The 12711-nt window shown below is 71.3% G+C and carries 13 protein-coding genes; 6 read left to right on the forward strand and 7 right to left on the reverse strand.

The genetic code is table 11. From position 1 onward, the window contains the following. Nucleotides 1–20: 20 nt before the first annotated feature. On the reverse strand, nucleotides 21–1076 hold the full coding sequence (locus SH922_RS25585) for an aldo/keto reductase (protein WP_393060185.1): 1056 nt from the start codon (nucleotides 1074–1076) through the stop codon (nucleotides 21–23). Nucleotides 1077–1235: 159 nt separating this feature from the next. Between SH922_RS25585 and SH922_RS25590 the strand changes: the two genes are divergently transcribed. Next, nucleotides 1236–2099, forward strand: coding sequence for a helix-turn-helix transcriptional regulator (locus tag SH922_RS25590; RefSeq protein ID WP_393060186.1), 864 nt, complete (start codon nucleotides 1236–1238; stop codon nucleotides 2097–2099). A 213-nt stretch (nucleotides 2100–2312) separates the two neighbouring features. Then, nucleotides 2313–3257 carry a YihY/virulence factor BrkB family protein gene (locus tag SH922_RS25595; protein ID WP_393060187.1) on the forward strand — a complete coding sequence of 315 codons (945 nt, stop codon included), beginning with the start codon at nucleotides 2313–2315 and terminating at the stop codon, nucleotides 3255–3257. 3 nt (nucleotides 3258–3260) lie between these two features. Here SH922_RS25595 and SH922_RS25600 read toward each other — a convergent pair whose 3' ends face one another. Beyond that, nucleotides 3261–3764 carry a DinB family protein gene (locus SH922_RS25600; protein ID WP_393060188.1) on the reverse strand — a complete coding sequence of 168 codons (504 nt, stop codon included), beginning with the start codon at nucleotides 3762–3764 and terminating at the stop codon, nucleotides 3261–3263. Between the two features lie 356 nt (nucleotides 3765–4120). Between SH922_RS25600 and SH922_RS25605 the strand changes: the two genes are divergently transcribed. Continuing rightward, nucleotides 4121–4714 carry a hypothetical protein gene (locus tag SH922_RS25605; protein ID WP_393060189.1) on the forward strand — a complete coding sequence of 198 codons (594 nt, stop codon included), beginning with the start codon at nucleotides 4121–4123 and terminating at the stop codon, nucleotides 4712–4714. Between the two features lie 30 nt (nucleotides 4715–4744). Here the strand turns inward: SH922_RS25605 and SH922_RS25610 are convergent, their stop codons facing one another. Then, nucleotides 4745–5179, reverse strand: a complete 435-nt coding sequence (locus tag SH922_RS25610) for a DUF2871 domain-containing protein (RefSeq protein ID WP_393060190.1) — start codon at nucleotides 5177–5179, stop codon at nucleotides 4745–4747. A gap of 342 nt (nucleotides 5180–5521) precedes the next feature. Next, nucleotides 5522–6040: a hypothetical protein gene (locus SH922_RS25615; protein ID WP_393060191.1), complete on the reverse strand. Its 519-nt coding sequence runs from the start codon at nucleotides 6038–6040 to the stop codon at nucleotides 5522–5524. A 388-nt stretch (nucleotides 6041–6428) separates the two neighbouring features. On the opposite strand from SH922_RS25615, the gene SH922_RS25620 reads away from it, so the two are divergent. Together SH922_RS25620 and SH922_RS25625 are read left to right on the forward strand one after the other, a co-directional pair. Continuing rightward, entirely contained in the window at nucleotides 6429–7988 is a 1560-nt protein-coding gene (locus SH922_RS25620) for a polymorphic toxin-type HINT domain-containing protein (protein WP_393060192.1), read from the forward strand. A 50-nt stretch (nucleotides 7989–8038) separates the two neighbouring features. Further along, nucleotides 8039–8563, forward strand: coding sequence for a hypothetical protein (locus SH922_RS25625; RefSeq protein WP_393060193.1), 525 nt, complete (start codon nucleotides 8039–8041; stop codon nucleotides 8561–8563). 28 nt (nucleotides 8564–8591) lie between these two features. Here the strand turns inward: SH922_RS25625 and SH922_RS25630 are convergent, their stop codons facing one another. The 3 genes from SH922_RS25630 to SH922_RS25640 all read right to left on the reverse strand — a co-directional run bounded on the left by SH922_RS25630 (nucleotide 8592) and on the right by SH922_RS25640 (nucleotide 11651). Then, nucleotides 8592–9389 carry a hypothetical protein gene (locus SH922_RS25630; protein ID WP_393060194.1) on the reverse strand — a complete coding sequence of 266 codons (798 nt, stop codon included), beginning with the start codon at nucleotides 9387–9389 and terminating at the stop codon, nucleotides 8592–8594. A gap of 105 nt (nucleotides 9390–9494) precedes the next feature. Then, complete coding sequence (locus SH922_RS25635) at nucleotides 9495–10688, reverse strand: hypothetical protein (RefSeq protein WP_393060195.1); 1194 nt, start codon at nucleotides 10686–10688, stop codon at nucleotides 9495–9497. 591 nt (nucleotides 10689–11279) lie between these two features. After that, nucleotides 11280–11651 (reverse strand): DUF192 domain-containing protein, encoded by a 372-nt coding sequence (locus SH922_RS25640; protein ID WP_393060196.1) that lies wholly within the window; start codon nucleotides 11649–11651, stop codon nucleotides 11280–11282. A gap of 104 nt (nucleotides 11652–11755) precedes the next feature. Here SH922_RS25640 and SH922_RS25645 point away from each other — a divergent pair, with 104 nt between their 5' ends. Then, a complete protein-coding gene (locus SH922_RS25645; protein ID WP_393060197.1) occupies nucleotides 11756–12670 on the forward strand; it encodes a prepilin peptidase in 915 nt (304 codons plus the stop codon). Nucleotides 12671–12711 lie beyond the last annotated feature (41 nt).

The raw sequence follows: 12711 nt of genomic DNA on the forward strand, positions 1-12711 counted from the left end.
CCTCTGGAGACTGGGGGAATTCACGGACGGACCGGGCCCGAGCCCGCGCCCGATGCGGTGATGGCTGCGGTGATCTCGTCCAGGTCGGACGGGGTCAGCTCGACGGAACCCGCACCGGCCCAGCCGTCGACCTGGGCGGGCTTACGGGCGCCGACGATCGCGCCCGTGATGCCGGGCCAGGCGAGCGCCCAGGCGAGAGCGGTCTCCGCGACCGTGGCGCCGTGCCGGTCCGCGACGGGACGGAGGCCGTCGGCGAGCCGGAGGTTGGCCGGCAGGCCCGTCGTGAAGTCGTGGTGGGCGGCGCGCCAGTCGTCCGCGGGCAGGCCGGCCACGCGCTCTGCGGAGAAGGTGCCGGTCAGCAGACCGGACTGGAGCGGCGAGTAGACGATGACTCCGGTGCCGTGCGCCCGGGCCCAGGCGATCTCGGCGGCGGCCGAACGGTTGATCGCGGAGAACGGCGGCTGGATCACATCGACGTGCGCGATGCGCTCGGCGGCTTCGAGCTGCTCGGGGGAGTGGTTCGACAGCCCGATCGCGCGCACCTTCCCCGACGCCTTCAGGTCGGCCATGACCTGCCAGTACTCCTCCAGCGGTGTGGCATTGGGGGACACGGCGCCGGATCCGTCACCCGCGTACTCCAGGGATTCGCCCGTGTCGGGCCAGTGCACCTGGTACAGGTCGATGTGGTCGGTCCCGAGCCGCCGCAGGGAGTCCTCCACCTCGCGGCGCACACTCGCCGGCTTCATGATCCGGCGCGGGGCGGCCTGCGGATCGGCGGGGTCCCAGACCAGCCCGGTCTTGGTGAAGACGTAGGGGCGTTCAGCCTCCGGAATACCGGCCAGGGCCTTGCCGATCAGCTCCTCGGAGTGTCCGAGCCCGTACACGGCGGCGGTGTCGATCCAGTTGACGCCCGAGTCGACGGCATGGCGGATCGCCGCGACGGACTCGGCGTCGTCGGTGTCTCCCCAGCCGAAGAGCCAGCCGGATCCGGATACCGCCCAGGAGCCGAAGCCGAGACGGGAGATGTGCATGCCGGTGCTGCCGAGTGCGGCGCCGGGGAGGGACGTGGAGGTCATGACGGTTCGCTTTCCTCATGGTCGGACGAGGCCCATCGCCTCGCCGTGCTCCCACCCTGGGTGCCCCGGGCCGGGCCACCCAGGGCCCGCCCGTGCCTGGGCACGGAATGACCAGGCTGCGGGGACGAACTCCTGTGACCGGGCAGGAATACTGGACCCATGGCACTGGACCGACGCGCAGAGCTGGGCGAGTTCCTCAGGTCCCGCAGGGCCCGGCTGCACCCCGAGGAGCTGGGACTGCCGGACTACGGGGGCCGCAGACGGGTACCGGGACTGCGCAGGGAGGAGCTGGCCCGGCTGGCCGGCGTGAGCGTGGACCACTACGTCCGGCTGGAGCAGGGACGTACGCTCCACTTCTCCGAGGCGGTCCTGGACGCCGTCGCACGTGCGCTGCGGCTGGACACCGTGGAGCGCGACCACCTGCACCGGCTGGCCCGCCCCTGGCCGGGCCCCGGGCAGACCGCGCAGCCGCCCGGGCCGCAGCAGGTACGGCCCGGGCTGCGCCGGCTCCTGGAATCCGCCGGTGACGTGCCGGCGTACATCGTCGGCAGGAACACCGACGTGCTGGCCTGGAACGGTCTCGCCGCGGCCCTGATCACCGACTTCGGCGCGCTCCCGCCGCGGCAGCGGAACAAGGCCCGGCTGGTGTTCCAGGACGAGGGGATGCGCAGCCTTTACGCGGACTGGCGGGGCAAGGCGGCCGACGTCGTCGCGTATCTCCGCCTCGACGCGGCCCGCCACCCCGGCGACCCCGCCACGGCGGAGCTGATCGACGAACTCAGTACCAGCAGCCCGGAGTTCCGTGAGGTCTGGGCCGAACACCGGCTCAAGGACAAGACCCACGGGAGGTACGTGTACCTCCACCCCGTCGTGGGCCGGATCGATCTCGGATTCGAGACGTTGCGGCTGCCCGACGATCCGGACCAGGCACTGATCGCGTACACGGTGGAGGAGTGTTCCGCCTCCGAGACCGCTCTGCGGCTGCTGGCGGCCTGGGCGCGGGAGAGTCTGCCGGTGACGTGAGAATGAAGGGGCCGGTGACGTGAGAGGCGGCTGGTGACGTGAGAGGCGGCCGACCCGCCGTGCGCCCGCCACCCGCGCCCGCCATCCGGAGGAATCGGGTGTGCCGGGCGGGAACGGGAGCAGAAGAGGATGGGCAGTACACGGCGTCCCCAAGGCATTGCGCGCGAGGTACCCGACCGTGCCGAACCTCCTACGATCCCGGAGTCTCATCCCGTGTTCAGCAAGACCAGCGGTACCGCCGCCGGGGCGCCGCCCCGCACGGACGGCTGCCCCGAGACGAGCCGTCCGGAAACCGGGCACTCCCGGCCCGGCCGCCCCGGGACGCCGCGAAGCTGGCCCGTCGCGCTGCGGCGGACGCCCGTCTCCCTGTGGAACGACGACCTCTCGGACTGGGCGGCGGCCCTCACGTACTACGCCATCCTCGCGCTGCTCCCCGCACTCCTGGTGACGGTGTCCGTCATCGGCCTGGCCAACCCCCGTGCCACGCACGCGCTGATCGCCGACATCACCGCCTTCGCCCCGGCGGAGTCCGGCGCCGCACTGCGTCAGCCGCTGGAGGCCGCCACCCAGCAGCGCACCGCGGTCTGGCTGCTGGTCGCGACCGGGACCGTCAGCGCGGTCTGGTCCGCGTCCAGCTATCTGGCCGTGTTCCGGCGGGCGCTGCACGCGATGCACGGTGTGCCGGACACCCGGCCCGCCATGCGCAAGGCCCACATCATCGTCGCCTCCGCGATCGGGCTGCTGCTGCTCCTGATGACCAGCGCGTTCGCCCTCGTACTCTCCGGGCCGCTGGCCCGCTGGCTCGGGCACCGGATGGGGCTCGCGCATCTGGAGGACGCGGTGTGGGCGGTGCTGAAGTGGCCGGTGCTGCTCTGCCTGGTCGCCTGCCTGATCATGGTCCTCTTCCGGACCGGACCGGCATCCGCCCGCGGTATGCGGCAGGGGCTCCCGGGTGGGGTGCTGGCGGCTCTGCTGTGGCTGGTGGCCTCTGCGGGATTCGCCCTGTACGCGACGTACATCGGGTCCTACAGCAGGCTGTACGGGTCACTGGCGGGGCTGGTGGTGTTCCTGATCTGGGTGTGGTTCACCAATCTGGCGCTGCTGGCCGGCGCCCAGTTCAACGTCGAGCTGGACCGGGCGCGGCGCAGCGTTCCGTAGCGCTCAGTCGCCCGTGGTGCCGTCGACGATCTCCCGGATGATGTCGATGTGGCCGTTGTGCCGGGCGGTCTCCTCGATGAGGTGCAGCAGGACCCAGCGCAGATCGGGGCGCCGGCCGTCCCTGCGCGGCTGCTTGGCCGGGGTGTCCAGGTCATGGGCGGCGACGAGCTCGCGGTAACGGGCGCACTGCGCCTCGTACTCCGCCAGCACGTCGGCGAGTGGCATGTCGACGGCGATGCGCATCTCGCGGTCGGGATCCTCGTCCGTCCACGGGCCCTCGTCCTCCCCGCCGAGGAACGCGACCTCGAACCAGAAGTACTCGACCCAGCGGAGATGGTTGACGAGACCCGCGAGGGTCATCAGGGGAGAACCCGGGAGCGGGGCCTTGACCGCGTCCTCCTGGGAGAGGCCCTCGCACTTGGCCACGGCGGTGGCGCGGGCGTAGTCGAGGAAGGTGGTCAGCTGGGTGCGCTCGTCCCAGGCGGGAGGCGAATCGGTGCGTGTCATCGGCGTACACGATCGCCGGTCGGCCGTGACCCTGTCCATTGTTTAAAGGCGTGTCCGCAGCCGCCGCCGCAGTCACGGGTGAAGGGCCGGCCGGGGCCTCCTGTCATGGCGCCCCGCGGCCCATTGGGGTCCGCCGGTGGGTCCGTGGGCCCACGCACCGGACGGCGGTGCTCATTTACGCTCGTAGTGACCAACCGTGAGCCCCTCGCATCGCCGCCCGACCGGCGGCCGGACGGGTGCGCTCGCGTGCACAGGGTTCTTCACGCTCTACCTGACCAGCAGGGCGGCCACCTCTCATCCGGCGTGTGCCCGGGTGAATCGGGGTGCCCAGACTTTCTTCATGAGGTGACGTGTCGATGAGTGACGGATTCTTCTACTCGTACCACCTGGGCTGGAGCCGCCCCGACGCCGAGTCGCTGCTCGGCGACCTGGAGGCGGCGGGCGTGCGGCCCGATCATCCGGCCACCCGGCGCATCACGCTGATCGGGTCAGGGCCCCAGCAGGCCTGCACCCAGTCCTGGGTGACCAGGGACCAACTCGTGCTCTTGGCCGGCCTGCAACGGCTGGACCAGGTCGACTTCCTGCTCTGGCTGCGCAACGGCGCCGAGATCCCCGTCCGGGTCAGGCGGAGGGACGACAGCACGGTGGAGGTGCAGTTCGCGCTCGGCGGCCTGATGGGGGACGAGCGGGAGATGGTCGTCCGCGCGGTGCGGGAGGCCATCGGAAGAGCGTCTGTGCTCTGTGTCGGCTTCGTGGTCGATCGAGGCGGCGCGTCGGTCGCTACCGACTGGAGGGGGTTCATAGACAAGGGGACGGTGTACTTCGACCACTGGCCGGACACGCTTGCGGTGCGGCCGGAAGTGGCCGCAGCGCAACCGCAGTTGTCCGGGGTGAACTCGTTCGAGCAGTCGCCCTGGGTCGTGTACGGAAGTGATGTGCCCAACCGGTAGGGGCGGGGCCGGCGAGGCCGAACTCATCGTTCAGGAGTCCGCAGCCTGCCGTACGTGCTCGTTGACGCGCTTGCCGAGCAGTACGAACAGCAGGATGAGACCGACGGTCAGCAGGATGTGGCCGAGCCCGGCGGCCAGCGGGACCGCCTCGGGAATGTGGTCCTCGTCGCGGCCCAGCACGGTCAGGATTCCGTGAGCTCCCATCATCCCGGTCGAGAGGGCGATTCCGGCGTTGTAGAACCAGAAGAACGCGGTGAAGAGCCTTGCCCCCGAGAGTTGGAAGACCTTGTCGAGGACGAGGACGACAAGGAAGACAATCATGCCCAGGGCCAGCAAGTGGGTGTGCATGAGCGCAAGTTGGGTCTCGCCGTGGAAGTCCTTGATCTTCGTGAACTCGCGGTAGAAGAGCCCCGAGACGACTCCCGCGATCATGTAGACGTGTGCTGCGTAATACGATCTCCGCACCGTGCATCCCCCCGAGCCGAACCGCATGTGATCGCGTTCATTCAAGCGCTCCAGACGGGTCCGCAGGGTGGCTTCGCCGAAACAGTGTGGTGTCCCGGCTCGCCCCCACGGCGGTTCTGCATCGCTCTCCGCACGAGCGCCCCTGCCCGCGGAGAAGCGTGCCGGGGTACTCGGTCCGGCAGCGGCTCAGGCGTCGGGATTCTGACAAAGCCACGCACGTACCACTGCACTCACCGCAATCCCCCACGTGACTCGACTACTTGAAGCACAGTCAAACGCCCTTCGACGCCACCGCGCCACTACGCCGAATGCGCACCGCCCCCTCATGCGCCCGAAAGGGCCCTAACCGCCGACCCCGGTACCGGCCAGCGCCGCGACCATGCCGGTGGCCACGAGGATCCCCCCGACGTAGTCCGTGGCGGTGGCCCCGCCGTCCCGCCAGTAGTACGGGGAGCCCTGCGGGGACTCCGCATCGGTCTCCTCCATCAGCCGGTCCACGGACAGGCCCACCGCCGCACCGGTCGCCAGGATGACCACGGGCATCAGGACCCCCTCGATGTCGGAGACCTGCCACTGCGCCGCGTACCCGTAGCCGAGGGCGGCCAGCGGGGCGAACAGTGCGGCCGACAGATACAGGGGCCGGGACCCGCGCCGGTCCTCGGGGAGCGTGCGGGCGGCGGCCAGCACGGTCAGCACGGTGGTGAGGACGGCGGGCACGTGCTGCAGGCCCAGCCGCCAGGCGAAGACGTCCAGCCGTTCGTCGGTGGCCAGCAGGTCGACGAGCCCGCGGGAGATCACGTATCCGGAGACGACATGGACGACGGCACCGGCGGCCCAGCACCGGGCCAGTGCGAGCAGCACACCCCCGCCACCGCGTCCGCTTTCCGTCCGGCTTTCCGGCAGGCTTTCCGTCCGGCCCCGACCACGCTCCGGGGGGCGGCGCCCCCCGCTTCCGGTTCCCCGGCCGTTTCCACCGTTCACGGTCTTCTCCCTCTCCGACGCTCGTCCCGCTGTCTGTGCCCGCACTGCCGAATCCGGCTGTGGCGTGAGCGTACGGCCGGCGAAGGCGCCTGACGCGGGCCCGCAGCCCCAATGCCGGGCCCAGGCTGCCCGCCGGGGCCGTGCGCGAGCACAGACGGGCGGTATTTGGGCCCGCGGGCCCAAGACGCCTGGTAGGAGGGGTCGTTACGGTCGCCCTATGTCATCCATGGGGGATTTGCGCCGACGGTTTCGGGGGGTGCGGCGTGCCGTGCCGCGTACGGGTGTGCGGTTGCCGGGAGCCCGTGGGCGGCGTGACCGGGGGCAGGGCGCGCTGGAGTACGTGGGGCTGACCCTGGTGGTCGTGGCGATCGTCGGCGCCCTGGTCGCGACAGGGGTGGGGGCGGATCTCGCGCAGAAGATGGGCGTGGAGGTCTGCAAGGTCACCGGCGGCGGGAACTGCGGCGGTGACGGTGGCGGGGAGGCGCAGGACGGTGCGAACCGTCCGGGTGACGGGGACCCGGCATCGGACGAGAACTCCGACGGGTCGCCGAAGTCACCCGAGCAGTCCGCGTACGACCAGGCCCTGAAGGATCTCCAGGACGCGCAGAAGGACGAGAAGTCCAACAGCGACAAGGCGATCGAGGCCGCGAAGGAACTCGCGAAGATCCTCGCCGACGAGCTCGGCATCACCGACGCCCTGGACTGCATCACCAAGGGCGACATGGGTGCCTGCACCGAAACCCTCATCAACGTCCTCCTCAGCCTCGTCGGCGGCGCGGTCGGGAAACTCGCCGCGAAGTACGGGGCGCCCTGGAAGTGGAAGAAGGCCTACAAGCTCATCCAGGCCCTCAAGAAGCACGGCGGCGACCTCTACGACGGCCTCAAGGGGCTCATCAAGAGCCGAAAGAAGGTCAAGGACGCCGAGAAGGCCCTCGAGGACGCGGCAAAGAAGCTCGACGACACCAAAAAGCCCAAGAAGAACGACAAACCCGACGAGAAGAAGCCGACCACCTGCCCCGCGAAGCACAGCTTCCTGGCCGGCACTCCGGTGCTCCTCGCCGACGGCCGCACCCTGTCCATCGAGGCGGTCCGCCCCGGCGACCTGGTGACCGCCACCGATCCGTTGACCGGCAGGACCGGAGCCCGCCGGGTCGAGCGGACCATCACCACCTACGACGACAAGCACTTCACCCGGCTGACCGTCCGGACCGGCGGGGCACCGGGCCTGCTGACCGCCACCGACACCCACCCGTTCTGGGTGACCGGCGAACGGCGCTGGACGGAGGCGGGCGACATCGGCCGCGGCGACGCGCTGCGCACCGAGACCGGCGGCACGCTGACCGTCACCGGAGTCACGCGGTACACCCAGCGGCAGACGACGTACGACCTGACAGTCGAGGGCGTCCACACCTACTACGTCGGAATCGGCTCCGCGAACGCACTCGTCCACAACAACGACTGCGACATGGCGCCGGAAGAGGTCGACGCGGCGCGCAACCCCGGTGTGGGCGAAGGGGACCCCAAGAAGTTCAAGGACCACTTCCTGCGTCACAAGAAGGTGGTCGAGGACGCGCTGGGCACCAAGTACAAGAAGCTCAAGGAGGACGGTCCGCGGTTCCGGGAGGACATCGCGAAGGCCGTCAAGGACGGCACGTTCAAGCTGGTCGGCAAGGGCACGTTGAAGAAGGGCGAGCCCGAGGGGCTGATCTATCGTGGCAACGGCGTGACGATCGTCCTCAAGGAGAACGGCGACTTCTGGACCGCGCTCAAGAGCGGCGAGGGACTGGACACCGCCATCGAGATCACCAAGAAGGTGCCGGTGAAGTAGCCGGCACGGCAGGCACCCGGCCGGTGGCCGGGCGGGAGCGGGGAGCGGACATGAGTGGTTGGACGACGGCCGAGACGGCACTGCGCGACCACTCCGTCCGCGACGTCCTCGTCCCTGGACTGCTGGACCGGGACGGGGAGTTCCCCGAGTTCCGTCCGCAGCCCCTCGCCGTCTGGCTCCGGCTGGACGAAGGTCTGCTGAGGTTCGAGTCCGTCGGCCAGTACGACCGCTTGGACACCGCATCGGTGACCGGCATCGAGTGGGACGGCATCGAACTGCTCGCGGAGGCCGAGGACGAGGTGATCGTCGCCTCGTACGGTGAACAGCTCTTCGGCGACGGCCGCGACGCCCTGCGCTGCACACGCCTGCGCGTCTACCGCGCGGCTGGCGCCGACGACACCGCATGCACCTGCCTGGCCCTCGACTTCGAGGGCGGGCACACCCTGTTCCTCGACCCGACCTGGACCTTCGGCATCAGGATCGGCAACGCGTCGGACGAGCAACGGTGGCTGACGCTGTACGGCGCCGGGGGAACCGCGCTCGTCGCCGAGGTGGCCCTGCCCGAGAAGGCGTGAGAAGGCGGTTCCCCCGTACCCGTGGAGATCAGGGAAGCTTGGCGGCCTGTGCGGCGACGAGTTCGGCCGGGAGCTTCGGGGTCTTCGCCGTGAGGAAGTCGGCCACGTAGAACGTGACGACGGTCGACCCGGTCCGCACCAGCTGGAAGAGCAGCGGCACCTTGTCCCCCTCGATGCTCCCGGTCACCTGATAGGCGATGCTCTCCTGGCCCGCCGGGGGCAGCGGGAGCTGCCTGACCTCGGTGTACGTGGACGGGCCGTCCTCGCTCGACGTACGGAAACCGCCCGCGCAGGCCCGGACCGCGTCCCGGACACCGCGCATGAGCTGTTGCGCCGTGTCCTCGGGGTGCGAGGTGAGGATCTCGGTGACGACGGTCTGGTCGTCCTTGCCCTCCTCCGACTCGTCCATGACGGTACGGAAGACGGTGGCGGCCGGGGCGGGCTCCGGAGCGCCGTTGATCACGGCGACGAGGGGTTGGCAGTCCTTGCCCTCGGAGCGCTCCGTGCCGGTCTCCTCGCCGCCCTGCATGGGCGTGACCTCATAGCTCGCCACTTCGCCGGTGGTCAGTGCGATCCCGGCCAGCCCGTCCTTGTCGAGGACCTCGCCGGTGCTGGTGGGCGTCGACGTGGGGGACGGTGCGGCGGATTCGCCGGCGGCCGGGTCCGAGGCGGGTGTCCCACTCGGCTTCCCGCCCGGGCTCGCGGTCGTGCCTGCGGCCTTACCGCCGTCCTGCTCGGACGTCCTGCCGTCCGGCCCGCAGGCGACGGCCGCCAGGCAGAGCACTGCTGCGGTGGCCGCCATGGCTGCCGTACGTGCCTTCGTCACAGACCTGCTCCTGACCGGCGAACCGCTGCCGCCGACGCTGTTCCCGCACGGACTTGGCACGGTAACAACCGGAGTGTGCCGGACGCTTGGGCCCACGGGCCCAAGTCACGGCGGGCCGGAGCCGAGCAGCGTCCACGCCCCGTACGCCGCCGACGCCACGGCGAGCACCGCGAGGACCGCCGCCGTACGGGCCGTGGAGCGCAGCCGCAGCAGCGCGACGGCGGGCGGCAGCAGGAGCGGGAAGGCGGGCATCATCAGCCGGGGCCGGGAGCCGAAGTACCCGGAGCCGATCAGCGAGATGACGACGACGGCGATGCCGTAGACGAGTACGGGCAGCGGCTGACGCTGCCGCACGCACAACGACACCAGCCAGCCGAGTGCGGCCAGCGCCGCGCACAGCCCGAGCATGCCGGGCAGCGGAAGACCGAGGATGAAGGAGGCGAGGGCTGCGCCGCCGTCGATGCTGTTGCCCCACTGCGCCTGGATGTCGAAGTAGGCGAACGGCCTGCCCTCGCGCACCGCGACGAACACCACGTACGCGAGCCAGCCCAGTGGCGCGATGACCACCCCGAGCAGCATCCGGCCGTTACGGCGGACGATGCCGTCGGTGGCGCCGCTCCGGTACTCCCGTACGAGGGTGACGGCGGCAGTGACCGCGAGGGCGGCGATCAGCGCGGCGGCGGAGGGGCGGGTCAGCCCGGCGAGCACGCACAGACCACCGGCCACGATCCATCGCCGGGTCAGTACGGCGTACAGCGACCAGGCGGCGAGGGCCGTGAACAGGGTTTCGGTGTACGCCATCGACTGGACGAACGCCGTCGGGTACACCCCCCACAGCGCGGCCAGCAGCACCCCGGCCCGGCGCCCGTACAGCCGCGCCCCGACGGCGAAGATCCCCCAGGCGGCGAGCAGCCCGGCAGCCCAGGCGACCAGCAGCCCGGCGCCCGCGAGGCCGAGCGGGGTCACCTCCGCGATGCCGCGTTCCAGTGCGGGAAGCAGCGGGAAGAACGCCAGATCGGAGTGGACGCCCACGTCGGGGAGCGTGACCGTGTATCCGTAGCCGTTCTCGGCGACCCGCTGGTACCAGACGGAGTCCCAGCGCTCGGAGAGCAGATGCAGCGCGTCCTTCCCGCCCGCCGACGCGGCGGCCCAGAAGACGACGAGCCCGACGATCCGCACCGCGGCGTACGCGCCGAGCGCCGGTGCGGCCGCGGTGAGTGCGGCGGCGGCCCGTCCGCGGACCGGCCGACGCTGCGGGTGCGGCGGGGCGGTGACCTGGGGGGAAGGGGCGGGCGGCATACGGCCGATTATGTCTGCCGATCCGCACCGCGCCCGTGGGTGGGGCCCAGGTGTCCTTGTCCCGGTCCTTGGCGCGGGGTTCCGTCCTCAAGCTCCCCCATAGCCTCAAGGGCATGGGGGGACCCCTTCGACGGGCTTGTTTGTGCGGGTTGCCCGCGGGGCGGCGCGGTCCCTCGTGGGTGGGGGGTCCGGGGCCCCTCCGGGGCGTCTCCTCGGACGACGAACGTTCCGCGGGTACGCGGCGTGACCCGGGTGTCTGTTCGTCGTCCTGCGGGGACTCCCCTGCACGGCCCCGGACCCGGCCGCCTTGCGTCTGCGGCAGTCGTATCGCCGGTGTGCAGACGCGGGCGAGGCCGGGTGGGGCCGTGCAGGGGAGTCCCCGCAGGAAATGGCGTACGACCCGGGTCCCCCGCGTCACCGGGTGCACACGCCATTTCTGAGGAGACGCCCCGGAGGGGCCCCACCCCCACCCACCGGGCAGGCGCACCCCCGCGGGGCAAGCCGCACAAAATCAAGCCCGTCCGGCGGTTGAGGACGGAACCCCGCACCCCCGTACCCCCGCACCCCGGCGAACCCCGGCCGGAGGCTGGTTCAGCCGGTCTGCGCGATCCGTACCTGAGTACCGGGCCGCAGCCCCCATGCCGCCATCGCGCCGGCCTCCGACTCGATCACATGCCGGGCACGCAGCCGGGGCAGGCCCAGCCGCCCGGGCCTCATCGTGTGCACCGCCACGACGTTGAACTTCCGGTCCAGATAGGCCACATCGATCGTGAACCGCATCCGGAAGGAGTGCACGCTCCCGCAAGGCGTGATCATCAGCGCGCCGTCGACCCCGTCCTGGCCGAGCAGCCCACGGGCCCGGTGACGGTACGAGGCCGCGATCCGCAGCGGCACCACGGTCTCCCGTTCCCCGTCCCGGTCCGTGATCGTCAGCGTTCCTGTTCCATTGCGCCATCGAGCCATGGCCACGACCGTAGCGCCACGTGACGTGCCCTGGGTCCGGTTCGGTGTGGAGTGGGCCCCAGGGCCCATGGCCGGTGCCCGCGGGGCCGTCTAGGGTCTGAGTCGTGTACGCCATGCTGATAGGGGTCGCCGCCCTCTGGGGGGCCGCGACCGGACTGCTGGTACCGCGCGCCGCCTACCGGTTCTCCGTCGAACCGGACGTCGCGTGGCGGGACGCCTGCCCCGCCGGCCACGCCCTCACCGGGCCCGGCCGCGGCTGGCTCGGCTCCACGCGCTGCACGACCTGCGCCGAGGTGGGCGCGGCCACCGCCGTGCGCACGACAGCCGGGCCGGGGCACGCCGGGCCGGATCCGGTGGACGACGCCGGGCCGGACCCGGCCGGCGACACCGGCGACGGAACCGGTGAGGCCGACGGCACCGGCACCGGCACCGCACCTGTACCCGCCGCACCCGCCGCACCGCGCAGGAACGGCCCGCGCTACGCCCCGCACATCCTGGCCCCCGTCGTCACCGCCCTCGGCTGCGCCGCCCTCGCCGCGGCCACCGGGGTGCGCCCCGAGCTCGCCGTCTGGCTGCTGCTCACCCCCGTCGGCGTACTCCTCGCGACCATCGACCGCCGTGTCCACCGGCTGCCCGACCAACTGACCCTGCCGGCCGCGGCCGTGGCCGCCGTGCTCCTAGGCGTCGCCGCCCTGCTGCCGGAGCACGGTGGCGCCTGGGTGTCAGCCCTGCTCGGCGGAGCCACTCTCGGCGCCTTCTACTTCCTGCTCTTCCTCATCAACCCGAACGGGATGGGCTTCGGCGACGTCAAGCTCGCCCTCTCCCTGGGCGTGGCCCTCGGCTGGTACGGCTGGGCCGTCGTGTTCGCCGGAGGGTTCGCGGGGTTCCTGTTCGGCGCGGTGTACGGGCTCGTGCTGGTGGTCATGCGGCGTGCCGGGCGCAAGACGGGCATCCCGTTCGGCCCGTTCATGATCGCCGGCGCGCTGCTGGGGATCCTGTTCGGCGGACTGGCCGCCTGAGAGGTACCCGGACGGTCTCCGACCCCTCCGGCGCGCCGAAA

Source organism: Streptomyces sp. LN549 (genome assembly GCF_043203805.1).
GTDB lineage: Bacteria > Actinomycetota > Actinomycetes > Streptomycetales > Streptomycetaceae > Streptomyces.